This is a genomic window from Hyphomonadaceae bacterium ML37, assembly GCA_027627685.1.
In the GTDB taxonomy this organism is placed as follows: Bacteria; Pseudomonadota; Alphaproteobacteria; order Caulobacterales; family Maricaulaceae; genus Oceanicaulis.
Window position 1 is genome coordinate 2,838,760 of record CP091241.1, and the last position, 19,721, is coordinate 2,858,480.

Genomic DNA, 19,721 nt, shown 5'->3' on the forward strand with positions numbered 1-19,721 from the left:
CACTGTCTCGAGCAGACGAACAAGCCCCGGCGGCCCATGCGGCGCCGGGGCTTTTTCTTGGGCACGCTGCGCCGCGCCAGCCGCCCCGCTTTTCAGGTCCGGACCGGCGCCCTAGTCTGCGCGCCTGTTCATGAATCCGCCTGATGGAGACGTTCGATGCGCGCCGCTCTCGTGACCTTTGCTTCCTTGCTGGCGCTCGCCGCCTGCAGCCCGGACCCCGCGCCCGAGCCCCAGGCCCCCGCCAGCGACCCGGCGCCCGAAGCGGCGCAAGGCCCTTCAGCGCCGGTCTATCCGGAAACCCGCACCACCGATCAGCGCGACACATACCAGTCTGCGTCGCTGGGCGAGGTGGTGATCGCCGATCCCTATCGCTGGCTGGAAGCCGATGTGCGCGTCTCCGATGACGTCGCCGGCTGGGTGAGCGCCCAGCAGGACGTCACCAACGCCTATCTCGAGGCGCTCCCAGGCCGGGCGCGTATTGCCGAGCGCTTGTCCGAGCTGTGGAACTATGAGCGCTACGGCCTGCCGACAGAGCGCGGCGGCCGGTATTTCTTCACCCGCAATGACGGGCTGCAGAACCAGTCCGTGCTGATGGTCCAGGATGGCCTTGATGGTGAGGCGCAGGCGCTGATCGATCCCAATGCCTGGTCGGAGGACGGCACCACGGCGCTGGCCGGTTCGGTGGCGTCGCCCGACGGCTCACGCGTGGCCTATCTCATCCAGGAAGGCGGCTCGGACTGGCGCACCATCCGCGTCATCGACGTGGACAGCGGCGCGCAGCTGGAAGACCAAGTGCGCTGGGTGAAGTTCTCGCCGCTGAGCTGGGCCAGCGACGGGTCGGGCTTTTTCTATTCGCGCTATCCCGAGCCGGCGGCGGGGGAGGAATTCACCTCTCTGAACATGAACCAGGCCATATATTTCCACGCTCTGGGAACTGATCAGAGCGAAGACCGGCTGATTATCGCCGATCCCGAAGCGCCTGAAACCAGCTGGCGCGGGTCGGTCAGTGATGACGGGCGCTATCTGGTGATCAATTCCAGCCAGGGCACCGACGGCAATGGCGTGTGGGTGCTGGATCTTGAAGCCGAAGAAGGCGAGCCGGTCGAGATTTTTGAAGGTTTCGCCAATAACCACAGCTATGTGGGCAATGCGGGCGAGACCTTCTTCTTCCGCACTGATCTCAACGCCCCCAACCAGCGCATCGTCGCCGTGGATTTGTCCGATCCGGCGGCGCGCCGTGACGTCGTCGCTGAAGGCGATTTCCCCATTACCAGCGCCAGCCATGTGGGCGGACATCTGATCGTTCAGACCATGCGCGACGTGGCCAGCGCCGTTACAGTCCATGATCTCGACGGCGCGCGGGTGCGCGAGGTGGAGTTGCCGGGCCTGGGCGTGGCGTCCGGCTTCAGCGGCAAGCCGGACAGCGCTGAAACCTTCTACAGCTTCTCCAGCTTCAACCAGCCGGGCGCGCTCTATCGCTATGACGTGGAGACCGGCGAGAGCACCGTCTTCCGCGCGCCGGAGCTGACGTTTGATCCCGACGACTATGTCGTCTCACAGGTGTTCTTCGAATCCACCGGCGATGTGCGCGTGCCGATGTTCATTGTGCACCACCGCGATGTGACGCCGGACGGCGCCCGCCCGACGCTGTTGTTCGGCTATGGGGGCTTCAAAATTCCCATGCGCCCGGGCTTCGACGTGCGCCGCCTGCAATGGATGGAGATGGGCGGCGTCTTCGCACTGGCCAATATCCGCGGCGGCTCGGAGTACGGCCGCGACTGGCATGATGGCGGACGCCTGGCCGAGAAGCAGAACGTCTTTGACGACTTCATCAACGCCGCCGAGCATCTGATCGACATGGGCTGGACCAGCCCGGACCATCTCGCCATCGAGGGCCGCTCCAATGGCGGGCTGCTGGTCGGCGCGGTGTCCAACCAGCGCCCAGACCTGTTCGCCGCCGCCCTGCCGGGCGTGGGCGTGATGGACATGCTGCGCTTTAATCAGTTCACCGCCGGACGGTTCTGGGTGTCGGATTATGGCAGCCCCCAGGACCCGTCCATGTTCGACGTGCTCTACGGCTACTCGCCGCTGCACACCATCCCGGAGGGCGAGGGCTATCCGGCCACCCTGATCACCACTGCCGACACCGATGACCGGGTCGTGCCGGGCCACTCGTTCAAGTTCGCCGCCGCCCTGCAGGCGGCGGACACGGGCGATGCGCCCACCCTCATCCGAATCGAAACCAGCGCGGGGCATGGCGCGGGCACGCCAGTGTCCAAGCTGATCGAGGAAACCGCCGACAAATGGGCGTTCATCGCCTTCCACACCGGGTTGGCGATCGAGTAGGGGCGCTCAGCGCAGGCCCGCGCGGCGCAGGATCTTGTCGCGATAGAGCGTCTGTTCATGCGTGCCCGGGCCGGACCGGTCGATGGCCCGGTCAAGCACGGGGATCAGGCTGGTCAGCGCTTCGAGCCCGGCGCGCTGCACGATGAGGTCGGTCATCGCGCTCACGGCGTTCATGGGATCATTCAACTGGTTCACATGCCAGGCGGCGCGGGCGGTGAGTTCGTCGGCGTCACCGGCGCTGATCTCCAACAGCCCGGCCAGATCGGCCGACAGGGCGGCCTTGTCCTCCGGCGACAGCGGATTGGCGCAGGCCCCCGCCCCGTAAAGCAGCACGGCTGCGGCCTCGCGCGGATCGTCAATGGTTTGAAACCCGCCCCGGCGGGCCTTGGCGCGGAAGCGCATCTTGCGGGGCAGATTGGCGGCTTCACCGGCCAGGTCCGACAGCTCGCGCGCCGCCTCCATGGCCACGCGCACGCGCCAGATGATAACGCCCACCGTCGCCAGTGCGCCCAGAATGGCCAGGATTATATGCATGCGCCCCTCCCGTGTTGCGCGATTATGGCGGGGCGCGCAACTGCCGGCAAGCGCTCAGACGCGTGCTTGCACCGGCCCCGCGCGCCGGGCCAAGCTAGGGCAAGCAAACCAATCCGGAGCGAGTGATGACTGACGCCTTGATCCCTGTCCCCGCCAGCTTTGCGCGCGCGCGCATCACGCCTGCGCTCTATCAGGACAAATATCAGCGCTCCATCGCCGACCCGGACGGGTTCTGGCGCGAGGAGATTGAGCGCATCGGCTGGATCGAGAAACCCACCCAGATCTCCGACGTCTCGTTCGCCGCTGACGATTTGCACATCCGCTGGTTCGCGGACGGGGTTCTGAACGCCTGCTGGAACTGTGTCGACCGGCACCTGCCGGAGCGGGCGAACAAGCCGGCCTTGCTGTGGGAGGGCGACCACCCCGCGCGCCATCACGCCATCACCTACGCCCAGCTGTTCAACCATGTTTGCCGCTTCGCCAATGTGCTCAAAAGCCTGGGCGTCAAGAAGGGCGACCGGGTCACGCTCTACATGCCGATGATCCCCGAAGCGGCCTACGCCATGCTGGCGTGCGCGCGCATCGGCGCGGTCCATTCGGTGGTGTTTGGCGGATTCTCGCCCGAGGCGCTCGCCGGTCGCATCCGAGACTGCGAGAGCACATTCGTAGTCACCGCCGACGAAGGCGTGCGCGGCGGCAAGCCGGTGCCGCTGAAAGCCAATGTGGACGCAGCGCTCGCCCAGGCGCCGGGCGTGAAGGCCGTGCTGTGCGTGCGTCATACCGGGGCCGATGTTGGCTGGGTGGAGGGGCGCGACCACTGGCACGATGAGCGCGCGCTGGAGGTGGACGCGCACTGCGACCCCGAGCCCATGAACGCCGAGGACCCGCTCTTCATCCTGTACACGTCGGGGTCCACGGGAAAGCCCAAGGGGGTCATGCACACCACCGGTGGGTACATGGTCTGGGCCTCCATGACCCATGACTACACGTTCGACCATCGCGAGGACGATGTGTTCTGGTGCACCGCCGATGTGGGCTGGGTGACGGGGCACAGCTATATCGTCTACGGGCCGCTCTCCAATGGGGCCACCTCGCTGATGTTCGAAGGCGTGCCCACCTGGCCCGGCCCGGACCGGATCTGGGAGGTGGTGGCCAAGCACAGGGTCACGGTCCTCTACACCGCCCCAACCGCCATAAGGGCCCTGATGCGCTTCGGCGATGAGCCGGTGCGCGCCCATGACCGGTCCTCGCTGCGGCTTCTGGGCAGTGTGGGCGAGCCGATCAATCCCGAGGCCTGGCGCTGGTATCACGCCGTGTGCGGCGAAGGCCGCTGCCCGGTGGTGGACACATGGTGGCAGACCGAGACCGGCGGGCACCTGATCACGCCTTTGCCCGGCGCACACGCCCTGAAACCCGGCTCGGCGAGCTTTCCCATGTTCGGCGTCCGGCCAGCCCTGATGGACGCGGAGGGCCAGCGCCTGCCCGACGAGGGCGAGGCGCAGGGCAATCTGGTCCTGTTGGGTTCCTGGCCGGGCCAGGCGCGCACGGTCTATGGCGACCATCAGCGCTTCATCGACACGTATTTCACCGCCTATCCGGGAACCTATTTCACCGGCGACGGCGCCCGGCGCGACGCGGACGGGTACTGGTGGATCACTGGCCGGGTGGATGATGTGCTCAACGTCTCCGGCCACCGGCTGGGCACGGCCGAGATCGAAAGCGCGCTGGTCGCCCATGAGGCGGTCGCCGAGGCCGCCGTGGTCGGCTATCCCCACGATATCAAGGGCCAGGGCATTTATTGCTATGTCACCCTGACCGCCGGGCGTGAGCCGGATGACGCGCTGGAAACCGCCCTCAAAGACCAGGTGCGCAAGGAGATCGGCCCGGTGGCGAGCCCCGACGTGATCCAGTTCGCCCCCGGCCTGCCCAAGACCCGGTCAGGCAAAATCATGCGCCGGATCCTCAGGAAAATCGCGGAAGGCGAAACCGGCGCGCTGGGCGATGTGTCCACCCTGGCCGATCCCGGCGTAGTTGACAGCCTGATTGCGGGGCGGAAGGGGTAGCGGTGGGGCGCAGGCCGGTGGCTTTCCAGTGACCGGCGGGCAGCGGGAGGCCGCTTGAGGGGTCGGGCCTCCCGCCTTGGGCGGCTGACATCTTGCGGGCGTGTGCTCCCGCAAGACCAGCTGACCCGCCCAAACCACGCGCCGCTGTCGACAGGTTTGGCGTAGCGTCATGAACTTACTACCTGGGCGCGGGTCGAAGAATACGGCGATTAGCGTAGACCGGCCCGCCAACAACCCCACAACCGGTAAGCGCTTTCTGGCCGCACCGGTTTGCCTTGCGGGCGCCCGATTTGGCCGCGATACCGGCGCGCCTCTTGAAGCCACGAAGCCCTAAGCGAGCGCAGCCATGCGATATCTTCCCTATGTGTTCGGGATATTCCTGCTCACCCCGTTTGTGATCTGGGCGGGGCTGTCCACGGTCATGCCGGGTCCGCAATCGGGCATCACCGATGCGCCGCTGACCACGGCATTGCTGATCGTGTCGCTGCCGCTGGTCGTGTACCACAGCATGGCGGGGCTCGCCTTTGTGGCCAACTCCATGTCGGGGCGGTCCGGAGAGACCGCGCCCGTCTGGGGGCCTGCGCGCCGGATCAGCCAGGCGATGGCGCCGCTGACCCTCGTGCTCACCATCGCATCGGCCTGGTGGATCGTCCGGACGGGCGAAGGCGCCGCTTCGGTGGCCGGTGTGGCGCTGGCCGGTCTGGCGATGGCCGGCGTGATCGCCGCGGCCCAGAGCGGCCGGCCCATGGGCCACTGGCTCACCCGTCCGGCCGCACTTTTGCTGATGCCGCCGCGCCAGCTGGGGCGTCTCCTGCTGGCCGTGCCTTTTCTGGGTCACATGTTGAGGGAAATTGCGCAGGACCCGCACCGCGCCGGCCCTTGGGTGATGCTCAACGCGGCGCTGGCGCTGATCGCTATGGTCTGGCTGTTCGGGGTTGGCGTGCTGGTGGTGCTGGCCATGCTGAGCATCCCGGCGGTGTTCTGCGGGATATTGATGTTCTGCACGGAGTAAGCCTCAATCGTCCGCGTCATCATCCTCGTCAGGATCGCCGTGGGGATCGTAGACGAGGAGGTCGCTCGGCTGGCAATTCAGCTCCCGGCACAGCGCCTCCAGCGTGGAGAAGCGCACCGCCTTGGCCTTGCCGGTTTTCAGGATCGACAGATTGGCCATGGTGATGCCCACCCGGTCGCACAGCTCTGTCAGCGACATGCGCCGCTCCAGCAGCATACGGTCAAGGGTGACGCGGATGGGCATGGCTCTGTCCCCGCTCCCCTAGATCGTCAGCTTCTGTTCGTCGCGCAGGCGAGCACCCTCGCGGAACACTTCCGCAAGGACAAGGATCGCCAGCACCGAGAACCAGGCCGCCAGATTGAGGCTGAAATCAGGGATCACCCGCGCGCCGCTTTCCACCGGCGACCGGCCCAGCAGCGTGATCACCAGCGCCAGCACGCCGTGCGCGGCGTAATGCAGCAGCTGATACACCGCGATGCCGATGGCGATGGCCCGCAAATGGCCGGCATTTTCCGGCACAAAGGGATCGCCCGCGCGCAGGGTCGCGAAAATCAGGCGCAGGCGGTGAACGATAAAGGTCAGCGCAGCCCAGGCGGCGATCGCCATGGGCAGGGCCACCACAAAGTCGCGCGCCAGCAACTGGCGCAGAAGCCCCGGCAGCTCCGGCCCGAAGCCGAGCAGGCCATAAATGCCGCTGAAAACGATGAGGACGATGATCAGGCTGGCCAGGCCGAGCACGGCCAGCAGCACGAAATAGCCGATATCGAGCAGCACCTTCAGGATGGAGGCCAGCGACCCGGCGCCTAGCGTTCTCATGCTGTCCTCCCCTCTTCCTCGTCAAACCCGGGCGACGAACGGGCTGTGGCCGGAAAGCGTCTGATCGAAATCCGCCGGGGAGGCGCGGTTCATCTCAGAGCTTCCGGCCGTCAGCCGTCGCCATTACCTTACGCGACCAGCGGTGCGATCGCGGCGGCCATACCGGCGAAGACGCCCGCCACCAGAACCAGATTGATAACCATGGCGATTGCGGCGTGTCCTGCGGTGTTGGTGGTCCTGACCATCTCATACTCTCCTTGTGTTACGTGTCGACCAACTTTTTGCCTCGCCCGGTCATTGTTCCGCCGGGCTGTCGGCTTTATGAGGTGGGCGTTCCCGCTCGCCTCGAGAACACATCTAGGACACTCCGCATCGCTTGGCAACAAAAATATATCGAAATTCGATATTAATTTTCCGAAAGGCGATATGAGCTTTCAGCAGGACGGTTATGCATGAATGTCTTCACACGGACGGATTCCTGGGTGCTGGCGAGCCATAACCCGGGGAAAATCAAAGAGTTGGATGCACTTCTGACGCCTCACGGCCTGACCGTTATCGGCGCCGGGGCGCTTGGTTTGCCCGAGCCCGAAGAGACTGAAACCAGCTTTTCCGGCAATGCGCGGCTGAAAGCCGAGGCGGCTGCGCGCGCCTCGGGCCGGGTGTCGCTGGCCGATGATTCCGGCTTGGCGGTGGATGCGCTGGGCGGCGCGCCGGGCGTCTACTCCGCCCGCTGGGCCGGGCCAGGCAAGGATTTCACCGCTGCGATGGAGCGCGTGCGCGCAGAGCTGGAGGCGAAGGGCGCACACGATCATACGGCCCGCTTCATCTGCGTGCTGGCTCTGGCCCATCCCGATGGCGAGACGCGGCTCTATGAGGGCGAGGTGCGCGGCACGCTGACCTTCCCGCCGCGCGGCGAACACGGGTTCGGCTATGATCCGATCTTCTTGCCCGAGGGCCATGACCGAACTTTCGCCGAGATGGACGCGAGCGCCAAGCGCGCGCTCAGCCACCGCGCCCGCGCCTTCGCGGCCATGACTGACGATGTGTTCGGCGCATGAGCGCATCGCCCGTCCGGCTGGGCCTCTATATCCACTGGCCCTATTGCGCGCGCATCTGCCCCTATTGCGATTTCAACGTTTACAAGGCGGCGGGCGCGGATAGCGGCGCGCTAACGGACGCGCTGCTCGCCGATCTGGATAACTGGCGCGAACGCACCGGACCACGCGTGCTGGCCAGCGTGCATTTCGGCGGCGGCACGCCCTCGCTGATGACGCCCGCCCAGATCGAGGCCGTGCTGGCGCGCGCCGATGCGCTGTGGGGCATCGCGCCGGGCGCCGAGATCGGGCTGGAAGCCAATCCCAAAGAGGCCGCATCCTTCGCCGGGCTCGCCGGCGCCGGGATCAACCGGCTGTCGCTGGGCGTGCAGGCGCTTGACGACGCAAGCCTCGCCCGCCTCGGCCGTGATCATGACGCTGCTGGCGCGCTGCATGCGCTGGAAACGGCGCAGGCGCTGTTTGACCGCCTCTCCATCGACCTCATCTATGCCCGCGAGGGCCAGAGCCCGGATGACTGGGCAGCTGAGCTGTCTCGGGCTCTGGCCATGGGGCTCAGTCATCTCTCGCTCTACCAGCTGACCATCGAGCCGGGCACGGCGTTCGCCCGTCAGGCCGAGCGTGGCCGCCTCACCCCGCCCGGCGATGACGATGCGGCGGACATGTATGCGCTGACGCAAGAGCTCACCGAAGCCGCCGGCCTGCCGGCCTACGAGATTTCCAATCACGCCCGCACCCGCGCGGATCACTCGGTGCATAACCGGCTCTACTGGGAGGGCGCGGACTGGATCGCCATCGGTCCGGGCGGCCATGGGCGTCTGGGCGCCCATGCCTCCGGCGGACGCCTCGCCACGGAAGCGGCGCGCAAACCCGCCGACTATATCGCTCGCGTGGCAACCGGCGCCGCCCATGAGATCGAAGCGCTGAACGCCCGCGACGAAGCGGTGGAGCGGGTGCTGATGGGCATGCGTCTGGTGGAGGAGGGGCTCGATCTGGACGCCCTCAAGGCGCTTACCGGCTTTGAGGTGGATGCTGAGGGTCTGGCGCTGGCCCTGTCGCGCGGTCAGGTGCGCCGTGATGGCGCGCGCCTCATCCTGACGCCCGCCGGGCGCATCTTTGCCGACGCGGTCGCCAGCGGCCTCGCCCCCTGATATCCCCCCTGAGCCCTTGCGTGGCCGCAGGCGGGTGCATGCGCTATATCGCGCATCGACGCAGACTTGAGAACAGGGATCATCCGGCATGCGGCTGGCGTTTTTTGGCGATGTGGTGGGCAAGGCGGGCCGGGACGGCCTGACGGCGCACCTGCCCGGCCTGCGCAAGCAGCTCAAGCTCGATTTCGTGGTGGTGAACGCGGAAAACGCCGCGGGCGGTTTCGGCATCACCGAGCGCACCGCCATCGAGCTCTATGACGCCGGCGCCGATGTGCTCACCCTGGGCAATCATTCCTGGGACCAGTCGGAAGCCCTCACCTATATCGAGCGCGAACCGCGCCTGTTGCGCCCGGTGAATTATCCCGAAGGCGCCGCGCCGGGCCGGGGCTGCTCGCTCTACACCCTGCCCGATGGGCGCCAGGTGCTGGTGATGAACGTGCTCCTGCGCCTGTTCATGCAGCCGCTGGACGACCCCTTCGCGGCGGTGGACCGCCAGCTTGCCGCCTGCCCGCTGGGCCAGGTCGCCGACGCGATCATCGTGGACATGCATGGCGAAGCCACGTCGGAGAAAATGGCGCTGGGCCATTATTGCGACGGCCGGGCGAGCCTGGTGGTGGGCACCCACACCCATGTGCCTACCGCCGACCACATGATCCTCAATGAAGGCACCGCCTACATGACCGATGCGGGCATGTGCGGCGATTATGATTCGGTGATCGGCATGGAGAAGACCGAGCCGGTGGCGCGCTTCGTCACCCATATGCGCTCCACGCGCTTCACCGCCGCCAGCGGCGAGGCGACGATCAGCGGCGTCTTCGTCGAAACCGATCCGCGCACGGGGCTGGCCGTGCGCTGCGAACCGCTGCGTGTCGGAGGGCGTCTGAGCCGGGCTGTGCCCGAAGCCTGAGCAGGCCGTGGACGGGCCGCATTTCATCCGGTACACCCAGAGGGCTTGGCGCCGGGGCGCTGGTCGGGATCGAGGTCTGCGGTGAGACGGTCTTTGCTCGCACTCAGTTGCGCTGCTGCAGCGCTGACAGCCGGACTCGCCGAAGCCCGCCAGAGCGAGGCTGACCGCACCTATCTGGACGCCGCCGAGCTGATCGAGGACCGGGCGCGCGGGCTCTACATCGCCCGCGGCGCCGTGCGCATGCGCTCGGACGAGCGTGTCGTGCTGGCCGACGAGATCACCTATGACCCGGCTCTGGGGCGCATCATCGCCACCGGTTCTGTCGAGATCCACGAGCCCGGACGCCCCGCCCAGCTGGCCGATTATGTCGAGCTGGACGATGAGATGCGCGAGGGCTTCGCGCGCGGCTTCGCCACCTTGCTGGAAAATAACGGGCGCACCGCCGCCGCGCTGGCCCTGCGCCGCGCCGATGGCGGGGTCGAGCTCAACGATGCTTACTACACGGCCTGTGATCTGTGCGAGGACGGTTCTCGCGAGCCGACCTGGCGGCTGCGCGCCGATCAGGTGATCCAGGACGTCGACAACGACATGATCCGGTACCGCAATGTGCGCCTGGAAGTGCGCGGCGTGCCGGTCTTGTACTCGCCCGCCTTCGCCCACGCCGATCCCAGCGTGGGGCGCAAGTCGGGCTTTCTGGCGCCGCGGATCGATATCTCCAACCGGCTCGGCTTTTCGTGGCAGCAGCCGTATTTCTGGGCCATCAGCCCATACCAGGACCTGACCATCGCCCCGCGGGTGATGACCGAAGTCAATCCGCTGCTGGAGCTGGACTGGCGCAGGCGGTTCTGGTCCGGCGAACTGCGCGTGCAGACATCGGCCACGTACGAGCGCGAGTTTGACCGCGATGGGCCGTTCGGCGACCGCGAACTGCGCGGGCATCTGTTTGCGACGGGCGAGTTCGACATCTCCCGCCACTGGCGCTGGGGCTTCGGCGCCCAGGCTGTGACCGGCGGCGATCTGTTTCTGCGCCGCTATGGCTATTCGGAAGACGCCGAGGGTTATCAGAGCCTGTTCACAGCGCCCCGGCGCACGCTGATCAGTCAGGTCTGGACGGCGGGACGCGGACCGGCCTGGTATGCCGACGCGGCCGCCTTCCACTTCAACCAGCTCAGCGAGACGTTTGACGACGACCGCCTGCCGCTGGCGGCGCCGCAGGTGCGCGGCCACTACCAGCTGGCCCTGCCGGGCGGGGCGGGGGTGGCGGACCTGTCGTTCCACGCGCTCAGCCTGACGCGCGAGCTGGGCGATGACTATCACCGCGCCAGCGCCGGCGCGGAGTGGAGCCGCGCGATGATCCTGCCCGGCGGGGTGCGCGCCGAACCCTTCGCCGTGGCGCGCGCGGACGTATTCGACATCACCCAGCGCGATGTTGCGGGCGTCGAGACCGGCCGTTTCGACACCGCGCGCTGGCTCGGCGCGGCGGGGCTGGACGTGAGCTGGCCTTTCCTGCGGCCCGGCGAGCGGGTGGACGTGATCCTGGCGCCGCGCCTGGCCGCCATCGCCTCCACAGAAGCCGGAACCGGCAATGCGCCGCCCAATTTCGACAGCCAGACCCTCGATCTGGACCGCTCTTTCCTGTTCGCGCCGGTGCGCTCGCCGGGATTTGACTTTTGGGAAGACGGCGCGCGCGCCGATCTGGGCCTGTCGGCCTCCTTCAATGAGGCGGGCGGCCCGCGCGGACTGGAGCTGTTCGCCGGGCGCAGCTACCGCCTGTCGGGCGATGACCGCTTCCCCGCCGCGTCGGGCGTAGCCGAAGACGCGTCCGACTGGGTCGCCGAAGGCCAGCTCGATTATGACTGGCTGACCCTGGGCGCGCGCGCGCGCCTTGATGGCGACACCGGCGCCACCAACCGGCTCGACGCCAATGGCTCGGTGCAGCTGTGGCGCGCCAGCCTGTCGGCGCGCTACACCGATGTCGCCGCGCAAGCCGGAGGCTCGGCCCTGCGCGAGCTCAGCACGGCTGGTCAGGTCGAGATCACCGATCGCTGGTCAGGCTTCTACCGCCAGCTCCAGGATCTGGATGCCGGAGAAGCCCGGCGCATCCAGGCCGGCTTCATGTACCGGGATGAATGCACGCTGATGCGCATCTATTACCAGCGCGAAAACGAGCGCATCAGCAATCTTGAACCGAGCGAATCCATCCGGTTCGAGCTGGTCCTGTTCACGCTGGGCGGGGTCGACGGGCGCTGACCGGCGCCTACAGATACAATCCCGTCAAAGCCCGGCAGTCGGCGAAGGCGTCATATATACGCTGGCGTTGTTGCGCAGTGACCTCTTCGGGCCGGGCCAGGACAGGCGTGCGGTAATCGGCCTTGGCGCGCGCGGTCAGACCGAACCCGGCCAGGCCCAGCGCGCCCAGCAGAGCGGGCAGGTCCTGGTCAAGGCGCTCATACGCGATCACATGATCGGCGCGGCGGCGCCAGCGCCCGGTCTGACGGTCACGCGTGGCGTAGCGCGCCGTGTCGACCGGGAAGGCGCCCGCCTCGCAATAAGCCGCCCAGTCACGCTGATAAGCCCCGTCCGGGTTGTGGTAGGACGAGTTGCGCTTCATGTGAAAATGACTGAGGCATTTGTCCACCGGCTCGCGCTCGACGCAGATCACGGCCATGCCTGCGAACGCGTCCGCGCCGATGAAGTCGCTGATCTCGCTTGCGCTGGCGTGCGCGGACAATGTGCGTTCGCCGTTCACATGATGGCGCGGCTCATGCCCCTCAACCGCCGGCTTCACCGGTGTGACGATGGCGTCGGGGCCCAGGCGCCGGGCCAGATCGATCTCGATGCTGGTTCCGGCGGTCTTCTGCGTCTTGATGAAGACGAACCGGTGCTGGAAGCTGATCACGGCCATGGGGCCTGCCTGTCTGTGCCGCTGCGCGCCCGTACATCGATAGGACGCCGGCGCCGGGATGCGCAAGGCGCAGATTCCGCCTTGCGCGCAGGTGCAGCACGGCGTTGTATGCGCCCGAATTTCAAACGCAGAGGATTTTGCCATGCCGCGCCGCGCGCCGTTGAAGCAGGAGGCCCTGGCCATGCTGGTCGGCCGCGGCGTGCCGGTGGGCTGCGTCCTGGATGTCGGCGCCCTGAACGGCACGCCGGAGCTCATTCGCGCCTACCCTGACGCGCCTCACATCCTGTTCGAGCCGGTGTCCGAGCTGCACGGCGCCATCGCCGCCACCTACCGCACCCTCGCCCACCAGATCGTCATTGCCGCCGTGAGTGACGCCGAAGGCGAGGTCGAGCTGGAGATTCACACCCGCCCCGACACCGGCGCGCTGACCCATGCCGGCATGGTGTCAGGCGGCGCCCAGCGCGGCGGCGCGGTGCGGACGGTCAAGGCGATCACCCTGGACGGGTTTCTGGCCGGACGTGATCTGCCTGAACCTTTCCTGCTCAAGATCGATATTGACGGCCATGAGATGAAGGTGCTCGCCGGCGCGCGCGAAACCCTGCCGCGCTGCTCGGTGGTGATCATCGAATGCACTGTGGACACGCTGCCCGAGCGCGCGGCCGCGGTGCGCGATGCGGGCTTCCGCCTCTTCGACCTGGCCGAGCCGTGCTATTATGATGGCGCTCTGTGGCAATGCGACGCCGTGTTCCTGCGCGAGGACCTGCACCGCGAGCACTTCGCGCGCATTGACGGCGAGGCCGACCCCGATCTCTACCAGACCTTCCGCAAGGGCAACTGGTCGCTGTTCGGCTGAACGCGACGCTTCAGTCAGCTCAGGAGCCAGGCCCGCGCCTCGACATCGCTGTCGAATGCGCGCACCCGCACCGCATACGGAAAGGTCACGGTCTCGATCACATCGAGAATCTCGTCGCGGCCGCGCACGCTGACAAAGGCGCAGCGCCTGATCCTGAGCTCCTCCAGCACCGCCGACATCGGCTCGACCAGCTGTCCTGGCGGGTAGCCGGGCGAGGAGTTTCGCGCATCGATCATCATGGCCCGCACGCTGCGGCCATCGGCCAGGCGGTCGGCCTCGGCCTGGGCCTGCTTGAGGTCGTCCTGGGTCACCACGCCTTCACACAGAAAGCTGATCAGCCCGACATCCGGTTCGAAGCGGATGTCGATAGCGGCCTTGTCCTGGCGCGAAAGACGGAATTTCAGCATCTGGGCCTGCCCGGTCGGCGTGTGACGTCACGGACGCCGGGGCTGGGATCCCCGCATCCTATAACCTTGCCATGGCCCATAACGGGCCCGATCAGCAACTCCGCGCGCGCAAGTCCGCCTTGCACCAGCGTGTGCATTGACGCGCCGGACGGAAGGTCCGATACCCATGACGACATCCTATCACACAAGCGCGTACAGGCGAAGACATGGCGATTCACTTTCACCGGGGCGATCTGCCGGACGGGCTCGAATTCGGCCCGCGCGTGGCGGTGGATACCGAAACCCAGGGCCTGTCGTTGACGCGTGACCGCGTCTGCCTGGTCCAGCTTTCGGCCGGTGATGGCGACGCCCACATTGTCCAGCTGACGCGCTCCGGCGAAGACTGCCCGAACCTGAAGTCCCTGCTCGCCGACCGCAGCGTGGAGAAAATCTTCCACTTCGCCCGGTTTGACGTCGCCATGCTGCTGCGTGATCTGGGCGTGGAGACCGGGCCGGTGTTCTGCACCAAGATCGCCTCGAAACTCACGCGCACCTATACAGACCGTCACGGGCTGAAGGACGTGGTGCGCGAGATCGCCGGCATCGAACTGTCCAAGCAGCAGCAGAGCTCTGACTGGGCCGCGCCGGAGCTCAGCGCCGCCCAGCTGGAATACGCGGCCTCTGACGTTCTCTACCTGCATCAGGTGCGCGACGGTCTCTCCGCGATGCTGGAGCGCGAGGGACGCACCGACCTGGCGCGGGCCTGCTTTGATTTCCTGCCTGCCCGTGCGCGTCTGGATCTCGGCGGCTGGCCTGAAATCGACATTTTCTCCCATTCATGATGGCTCAGCCCCTCCAGCCCGGCCGGGAGACACCTGAATGAACGCCGCCGCCCTTGCGCGCGACAGCCTGATCGGGGAACGCCGTGCGCGCTCGCTGACCAGTGCGCGCGCGCGTTCGGGGCGGGTGCGGATTCTGCGCGCCGTTCTGCTGGCCGCCATGGTGCTGGTGGCGGGCAATGTCGTGTTTCAGATATTCACCTCCGGCGCGTCCGGCCCGGCCGAGCCCGCCTTCACGCCGGCCGGCGACGCCGAGCGCATCACCAATCCGCGCTTCACGGGCCGCGACCGCGGCGGCACGCCCTTCGTGGTCACCGCCGACGCCGCCGTGCGCCGTCTGGGCGGCGTGTCCCCGCTCACCGATCTGGAGCGCCCGGCGCTGGACTATGCCTGGATCGAGGGTCTGCGCGACGCCTCTCAGGCTTTGGCCGAAAGCGGCGTGTTCGACGAGGCCGGTCAGATGCTCACCTTGCGCACCGATGTGCGGTTCGCCACGCCCGCCGGGTACCGGTTCGAGGCGCCGTCAGCGCGCATCAGCCTGCGCGACGGCACGGTGAGCGGAGAGGAAGGCGTTTCCGGCGAAGCGCCATGGGGCGCTGTGCGCGCCGATTCGTTCGAGGTGCAAGACGGCGCCAACCGGGTTATCCTCAGCGGCGATGTGCGCACCCGCATCTATCCTGACGGCAGGCCGTCAGATGATCAGGAGACCAGACCATGATCCGCCCTTTGCTCTGCGCCGCCCTCCTCTGCGCCGCCCCTCATGCCGCGGCCTCAGCCGCCCTGGCGCAAACGCCCGGCCAGACAGGGCCGCTCGATATCAGCGCGCAGAACAGCGAGATGCTCGATCCCCAGGGACGCCTCGTCTACTGGGGCGATGTGAACATGATCCGCGGCGATGAACGCCTGCGCGCCGACCGGGTCGAGGCCTTCTTCGACCGGCGCTCCGGCGGCGGCATGGGCGGACTGCGCCGGGTGGTGGCGACGGGCGAGGTGTTTTATGTGCGCCCCGGCGAAGTCGCGCGCGGCGATAGCGGCGTTTACGATCTGGAGGCCGGCACCATCACCCTTGTCGGGTCGGTGGTGCTGACACAGGGATGCAATGTCTCCACCGGCGACCGGCTGGAGGCCGATATCGACGGAGGGGTCGCCCGGCTGAGCAGCGGCGAGGGCGGCCGGGTGCGCTCGATCTTCTTCACCGGGCCCGAGGCCGAACAGGCCGCCGGGAGCTGCCCGCTTCCCGCCGTCCCCGGAGACGGTCCGCGCCCCTTCCCGGACGGACGCTGATCCCCGCCTCCGTCGCCCGATTCAATGCCGATCGCACCGCGCCCGCGCGCGGCTTCACCAAATCTTAGGCGTGCTGGAGCTAACCATGATGGACACGGCGAAGCAGGCGGAGGCGCAAGCCTCCGGCGCGAGCGGTTCGGGGCTTTCGGTCAGGGGGCTGGGCAAGGCCTATGGCCGGCGGGCGGTTGTCCGCAATGTCTCGCTCGATCTCCAGCGTGGAGAGGTGGCGGGGCTGTTGGGTCCGAACGGCGCGGGCAAGACCACCTGCTTTTATATGATCACAGGCCTGATCCGGGCCGATAGCGGGACCATCATGCTCGACGGGGCCGACATCACCGACCTGCCCATGTACCAGCGCGCACGCCTGGGCATCGGCTATCTGCCGCAGGAAGCCTCGATCTTCCGCGGCCTGTCGGTGGAGGACAATGTCACGGCAGTGGCCGAACTGGCCGAGCCTGACCGCACCCGTCGCAAGGCGCTGGTGGACGAACTGCTCGAAGAGCTCAATATCAGCCATCTGCGCAAAAGCCCGGCCGTGGCCCTGTCCGGAGGCGAGCGCCGCCGGGTGGAGATTGCCCGCGCCCTGGCCGCCCAGCCGAGCTTCATCCTTCTGGACGAACCCTTCGCCGGGATCGATCCGCTGGCAATCTCCGACATCCGCGACCTGATCACCTATCTCAAGGGGCGCGGCATCGGCATCCTGATCACTGACCATAATGTGCGCGAAACGCTCGAGATCACCGATCGCGCGACCATCATCTATGACGGCGAAGTGCTGTTTGAAGGCACGCCCGAGGAAGTCCGGCGCGATGAGAGCGTGCGCCGTCACTATCTCGGCGAGCAGTTCAACTAGGGGGAAACATGGCGGGGCTCGGACACAGGCTCGAGGCGCGTCAGGGGCAAGGCCTCGTCATGACGCCCCAGTTGCAGCAGGCGATCAAGCTGCTGCAGCTGAACAATATGGAGCTGGCCGAGTTCGTCGAGGCCGAGCTGGAGCGCAATCCCCTGCTTGAGCGCGAAGAGCGCACAGACGCCGCCGCCGACGAGCGCGCCGACCCGGTCGAGGCCACAGACACCGCGCCCGGCGCCGAGCTGAGTTTCGACACGCCCGAACGCGCCACCGAGGCGATCGACGCCGATACCGAGGCGATGTACTCCGATTCCAAGGCCGATATGGCGGGCGCCGAGCCGGCCGGCGGCGCCATTGACTGGTCGCGCGCCGGCGCGGGCGGCGGCGGCCGGTTCGACGGCGAGGATTATGACGCGGCGGCCAATAGCGCCCGCGAGAAGACGCTGCGCGAGCACCTGCACGACCAGCTGGCCGACCTCGTGCTGGCCGCATCCGACCGCATGATCGCCGCCCATCTGATCGATCTGGCTGACGAGGACGGATATTTCCGGGCTGATCTGGACGAGACCGCCCAGCGCCTGGGTGTGACGCGCTCCGAGACCGAGGCCATGCTCGACCGCCTCCAGCAGTTCGAGCCGTGTGGCGTGATGGCGCGCTCGCTGCAGGAATGCCTGGCGCTTCAACTCAAAGAGCGCGACCGGCTGGACCCCGCCATGGCGGCGCTGGTGGATAATCTGCCCTTGCTGGCCAAGCACGATTACGCGGCGCTGAAAGCGGCCTGCGGCGTGGATGGTGAAGACCTGGAAGACATGATCGCCGAGCTCAAACGCCTAACGCCCAAGCCGGGCCTGGGCTTTGGCGCCGACGGCGCGCGCTCGGTGGAGCCCGACGTGACCGTGCGCGAGCGCCCCGACGGGACCTGGGCCGTGGAGCTCAACACCGACACCTTGCCGCGCGTGTTGATGAATAACCGCTACGCCGCCCAGATCAGCCGCGGCGCGCGCTCGGATCAGGAAAAGCAGTTCATCACCGAGTGCGCCCAGAATGCGTCATGGCTGGTCAAAAGCCTCGACCAGCGCGCGCGCACCATCCTCAAGGTCGCCAGCGAGATTGTGCGCCAGCAGGACGCCTTTCTGGTCAAGGGCGTGGCCTGGCTGCGCCCGCTGAACCTCAAGACCGTGGCCGACGCCGTGGGCATGCACGAGAGCACGGTGAGCCGCGTCACCTCGAACAAATACATCGCCACGCCGCGCGGCCTGTTCGAGCTGAAATACTTCTTCACCTCGTCCATCGCGTCCGCCGATGGCGGCGAAGCCTATTCGGCCGAGGCCGTGCGCTTCCGGATCAAGGCGATGATCGATGCTGAAACCGCCGATCAGGTGATGAGCGACGACGCCATTGTGGAACGCCTGCTGGCGGACGGCGTGGATATCGCCCGGCGCACCGTCGCCAAATACCGCGAGGCGATGAACATCCCCTCCTCGGTCCAGCGCCGCCGCATCATGAAGGGCGCCAGCTAGGCGCTTTGCCTGACTAGAGGATCAGCCCTTCGAATGGCCGCGCGCCCGCGCCCGGGAACACCGTGCGCTCCAGGTCAGTGCGGTCCAGACCCCAATGCCCGGCGAGCACGCCCTTGAACAGGCTGCGCAGATCATTGGCCGGATACAGGTCGCGGTCCTCATACAGGCGGTCCAGCCCCGGCCACTCGCCGATGATGCGCCCGCCGCGCACCGCCCCGCCGATGAGGAGGGCCGCGCCGCCTGTGCCGTGATCCGTGCCGCCGGCGCCATTGATGCGCACGGTGCGGCCAAACTCGGTCACCACTAGGATCGCAGAGCGGTCCCAGGCTTCTGACAAGCGCTCATGCAAGGCGGCGATGGCTGCGTCCAGCCCGGCCAGCCGGTTGGCCAGCTGGCCTTCGAGTGCGCCCTGGCGCACATGGGTGTCCCAGCCGTCAAAGCTGATCACCGCCGCATCCGGACCGCCTGGCGCCGTCAGGATATTGCCCGCCGCCTCCGCGATCAGCGCATAGGCCTGCGGCCCTGCGCCGCGCGCGCCCAGCCCGCCCATGGCGGACTCGCTGGTCATGCCCGACGCGATGGCGTCGGTCTCCAGCGCCCGGGCCAGCGCGGGACCGAGCATGGGGTCGCGCGCGTACAAATCCATCAGCCGCGAGATCGTGTCGTCATCGGCGCCCGGCAGCACCGCCGGCGCCCAGGTCGAAGCCGGCGCCGGCCCGCGCAGCAAGAGCGGCATGGACTGACCCACCCCCACCGCGCCCGGCGCGTCCGGCCCCATCAGCGTCAGCGCCCGGTTCATCCAGCCGTCGCGAATGGCGGGCGTCGCCGCCTCCAGCCGGTCCTGACCGTCAAAGTGGGAGCGCTCGCGATAATCGGTGGCGATGGCGTGGGCGGCCAGCGCCTGACCGGACGCGAACAGGCCGGCCAGTGTCGGCATCGCGGGGTGAAACACGAAAGGTCCCGGCGCAGGCAGGCCGCCCTCCAGAGCCAGATCGCCGCGCAGTTCGCCATAGCGGCGCTCAGCGACCGGGGCGAGGGCGGCGAGCCCGTCCAGCGCGCCGCGCAGGACAATCACCACCAGCTTGCGCCCGGCGGCGCGCGGCGCCTGGGCGAACGCGGCGGCGGCGCCCGGCAGCACGAGCCCTGCGCCAGCCAGGCCCGACACAAGCAGGCGGCGGCGGGTGGTGGACATGTCAGTCATGA

19 protein-coding genes are annotated in these 19,721 nt (G+C 67.6%); 13 read left to right on the top strand and 6 right to left on the bottom strand.

Annotated elements, in window-relative coordinates; all coding sequences use genetic code 11:
• Positions 1-156 precede the first annotated feature (156 nt).
• Positions 157-2,346, top strand: a complete 2,190-nt coding sequence (locus L2D01_14015; GenBank protein ID WBQ09986.1) for a prolyl oligopeptidase family serine peptidase — start codon at positions 157-159, stop codon at positions 2,344-2,346.
• Positions 2,347-2,352: 6 nt separating this feature from the next.
• Here the strand turns inward: L2D01_14015 and L2D01_14020 are convergent, their stop codons facing one another.
• On the bottom strand, positions 2,353-2,880 hold the full coding sequence (locus L2D01_14020; protein WBQ09987.1) for a hypothetical protein: 528 nt from the start codon (positions 2,878-2,880) through the stop codon (positions 2,353-2,355).
• A 125-nt stretch (positions 2,881-3,005) separates the two neighbouring features.
• Between L2D01_14020 and acs the strand changes: the two genes are divergently transcribed.
• Positions 3,006-4,943, top strand: a complete 1,938-nt coding sequence (acs, locus tag L2D01_14025; protein ID WBQ09988.1) for an acetate--CoA ligase — start codon at positions 3,006-3,008, stop codon at positions 4,941-4,943.
• A gap of 346 nt (positions 4,944-5,289) precedes the next feature.
• Positions 5,290-5,955, top strand: a complete 666-nt coding sequence (locus L2D01_14030) for a hypothetical protein (GenBank protein ID WBQ09989.1) — start codon at positions 5,290-5,292, stop codon at positions 5,953-5,955.
• A gap of 3 nt (positions 5,956-5,958) precedes the next feature.
• On the opposite strand, the gene L2D01_14035 is transcribed toward L2D01_14030, so the two are convergent.
• Positions 5,959-6,198, bottom strand: a complete 240-nt coding sequence (locus L2D01_14035; GenBank protein ID WBQ09990.1) for a helix-turn-helix transcriptional regulator — start codon at positions 6,196-6,198, stop codon at positions 5,959-5,961.
• Positions 6,199-6,216: 18 nt separating this feature from the next.
• Positions 6,217-6,771, bottom strand: coding sequence for a DUF2975 domain-containing protein (locus L2D01_14040; GenBank protein ID WBQ09991.1), 555 nt, complete (start codon positions 6,769-6,771; stop codon positions 6,217-6,219).
• Between the two features lie 452 nt (positions 6,772-7,223).
• Here L2D01_14040 and rdgB point away from each other — a divergent pair, with 452 nt between their 5' ends.
• The 4 genes from rdgB to lptD all read left to right on the top strand — a co-directional run bounded on the left by rdgB (position 7,224) and on the right by lptD (position 12,131).
• On the top strand, positions 7,224-7,829 hold the full coding sequence (rdgB, locus tag L2D01_14045; GenBank protein WBQ09992.1) for an RdgB/HAM1 family non-canonical purine NTP pyrophosphatase: 606 nt from the start codon (positions 7,224-7,226) through the stop codon (positions 7,827-7,829).
• Positions 7,826-8,974 carry a radical SAM family heme chaperone HemW gene (gene hemW, locus L2D01_14050; protein ID WBQ09993.1) on the top strand — a complete coding sequence of 383 codons (1,149 nt, stop codon included), beginning with the start codon at positions 7,826-7,828 and terminating at the stop codon, positions 8,972-8,974. The genes rdgB and hemW overlap by 4 nt, the downstream gene beginning before the upstream one ends.
• Positions 8,975-9,062: 88 nt before the next feature.
• Positions 9,063-9,881, top strand: a complete 819-nt coding sequence (locus L2D01_14055) for a YmdB family metallophosphoesterase (GenBank protein ID WBQ09994.1) — start codon at positions 9,063-9,065, stop codon at positions 9,879-9,881.
• Positions 9,882-9,974: 93 nt separating this feature from the next.
• A complete protein-coding gene (gene lptD / locus L2D01_14060; protein ID WBQ09995.1) occupies positions 9,975-12,131 on the top strand; it encodes an LPS assembly protein LptD in 2,157 nt (718 codons plus the stop codon).
• 7 nt (positions 12,132-12,138) lie between these two features.
• Here lptD and L2D01_14065 read toward each other — a convergent pair whose 3' ends face one another.
• Positions 12,139-12,786 carry a hypothetical protein gene (locus L2D01_14065; GenBank protein WBQ09996.1) on the bottom strand — a complete coding sequence of 216 codons (648 nt, stop codon included), beginning with the start codon at positions 12,784-12,786 and terminating at the stop codon, positions 12,139-12,141.
• A 142-nt stretch (positions 12,787-12,928) separates the two neighbouring features.
• Here L2D01_14065 and L2D01_14070 point away from each other — a divergent pair, with 142 nt between their 5' ends.
• Positions 12,929-13,639 (top strand): FkbM family methyltransferase, encoded by a 711-nt coding sequence (locus L2D01_14070; protein WBQ09997.1) that lies wholly within the window; start codon positions 12,929-12,931, stop codon positions 13,637-13,639.
• A gap of 14 nt (positions 13,640-13,653) precedes the next feature.
• Here L2D01_14070 and L2D01_14075 read toward each other — a convergent pair whose 3' ends face one another.
• Positions 13,654-14,046, bottom strand: coding sequence for an STAS/SEC14 domain-containing protein (locus tag L2D01_14075; GenBank protein WBQ09998.1), 393 nt, complete (start codon positions 14,044-14,046; stop codon positions 13,654-13,656).
• A gap of 206 nt (positions 14,047-14,252) precedes the next feature.
• Between L2D01_14075 and L2D01_14080 the strand changes: the two genes are divergently transcribed.
• From L2D01_14080 to rpoN, 5 genes are all read left to right on the top strand, one after another.
• The gene (locus tag L2D01_14080) at positions 14,253-14,867 is read left to right on the top strand and encodes a ribonuclease D (protein WBQ09999.1); all 615 of its coding nucleotides are present in this window, start codon (positions 14,253-14,255) and stop codon (positions 14,865-14,867) included.
• A gap of 37 nt (positions 14,868-14,904) precedes the next feature.
• Complete coding sequence (locus L2D01_14085) at positions 14,905-15,582, top strand: hypothetical protein (protein WBQ10000.1); 678 nt, start codon at positions 14,905-14,907, stop codon at positions 15,580-15,582.
• Complete coding sequence (locus L2D01_14090; GenBank protein ID WBQ10001.1) at positions 15,579-16,148, top strand: OstA family protein; 570 nt, start codon at positions 15,579-15,581, stop codon at positions 16,146-16,148. Before L2D01_14085 ends, L2D01_14090 begins: the two co-directional genes overlap by 4 nt.
• A gap of 85 nt (positions 16,149-16,233) precedes the next feature.
• A complete protein-coding gene (gene lptB, locus L2D01_14095; GenBank protein WBQ10002.1) occupies positions 16,234-17,001 on the top strand; it encodes an LPS export ABC transporter ATP-binding protein in 768 nt (255 codons plus the stop codon).
• A gap of 59 nt (positions 17,002-17,060) precedes the next feature.
• A complete protein-coding gene (gene rpoN, locus L2D01_14100) occupies positions 17,061-18,518 on the top strand; it encodes an RNA polymerase factor sigma-54 (protein WBQ10003.1) in 1,458 nt (485 codons plus the stop codon).
• Between the two features lie 13 nt (positions 18,519-18,531).
• Here the strand turns inward: rpoN and L2D01_14105 are convergent, their stop codons facing one another.
• Positions 18,532-19,719, bottom strand: a complete 1,188-nt coding sequence (locus tag L2D01_14105; protein WBQ10004.1) for a DUF1501 domain-containing protein — start codon at positions 19,717-19,719, stop codon at positions 18,532-18,534.
• Positions 19,720-19,721: the final 2 nt, after the last annotated feature.

Excerpts from the sequence above, each read along its gene's own strand:
- rpoN (WBQ10003.1), top strand. The coding sequence starts at position 17,061 with ATGACGCCCCAGTTGCAGCAGGCGATCAAGCTGCTGCAGCTGAACAAT.
- hemW (WBQ09993.1), top strand. The coding sequence starts at position 7,826 with ATGAGCGCATCGCCCGTCCGGCTGGGCCTCTATATCCACTGGCCCTAT.
- acs (WBQ09988.1), top strand. The coding sequence starts at position 3,006 with ATGACTGACGCCTTGATCCCTGTCCCCGCCAGCTTTGCGCGCGCGCGC.
- L2D01_14020 (WBQ09987.1), bottom strand. The coding sequence starts at position 2,880 with ATGCATATAATCCTGGCCATTCTGGGCGCACTGGCGACGGTGGGCGTT.
- L2D01_14015 (WBQ09986.1), top strand. The coding sequence starts at position 157 with ATGCGCGCCGCTCTCGTGACCTTTGCTTCCTTGCTGGCGCTCGCCGCC.
- lptB (WBQ10002.1), top strand. The coding sequence starts at position 16,234 with ATGATGGACACGGCGAAGCAGGCGGAGGCGCAAGCCTCCGGCGCGAGC.
- L2D01_14075 (WBQ09998.1), bottom strand. The coding sequence starts at position 14,046 with ATGCTGAAATTCCGTCTTTCGCGCCAGGACAAGGCCGCTATCGACATC.
- L2D01_14030 (WBQ09989.1), top strand. The coding sequence starts at position 5,290 with ATGCGATATCTTCCCTATGTGTTCGGGATATTCCTGCTCACCCCGTTT.
- L2D01_14065 (WBQ09996.1), bottom strand. The coding sequence starts at position 12,786 with ATGGCCGTGATCAGCTTCCAGCACCGGTTCGTCTTCATCAAGACGCAG.
- L2D01_14105 (WBQ10004.1), bottom strand. The coding sequence starts at position 19,719 with ATGACTGACATGTCCACCACCCGCCGCCGCCTGCTTGTGTCGGGCCTG.
- rdgB (WBQ09992.1), top strand. The coding sequence starts at position 7,224 with ATGAATGTCTTCACACGGACGGATTCCTGGGTGCTGGCGAGCCATAAC.
- L2D01_14040 (WBQ09991.1), bottom strand. The coding sequence starts at position 6,771 with ATGAGAACGCTAGGCGCCGGGTCGCTGGCCTCCATCCTGAAGGTGCTG.
- L2D01_14080 (WBQ09999.1), top strand. The coding sequence starts at position 14,253 with ATGGCGATTCACTTTCACCGGGGCGATCTGCCGGACGGGCTCGAATTC.
- L2D01_14035 (WBQ09990.1), bottom strand. The coding sequence starts at position 6,198 with ATGCCCATCCGCGTCACCCTTGACCGTATGCTGCTGGAGCGGCGCATG.
- L2D01_14085 (WBQ10000.1), top strand. The coding sequence starts at position 14,905 with ATGAACGCCGCCGCCCTTGCGCGCGACAGCCTGATCGGGGAACGCCGT.
- L2D01_14090 (WBQ10001.1), top strand. The coding sequence starts at position 15,579 with ATGATCCGCCCTTTGCTCTGCGCCGCCCTCCTCTGCGCCGCCCCTCAT.
- L2D01_14070 (WBQ09997.1), top strand. The coding sequence starts at position 12,929 with ATGCCGCGCCGCGCGCCGTTGAAGCAGGAGGCCCTGGCCATGCTGGTC.
- L2D01_14055 (WBQ09994.1), top strand. The coding sequence starts at position 9,063 with ATGCGGCTGGCGTTTTTTGGCGATGTGGTGGGCAAGGCGGGCCGGGAC.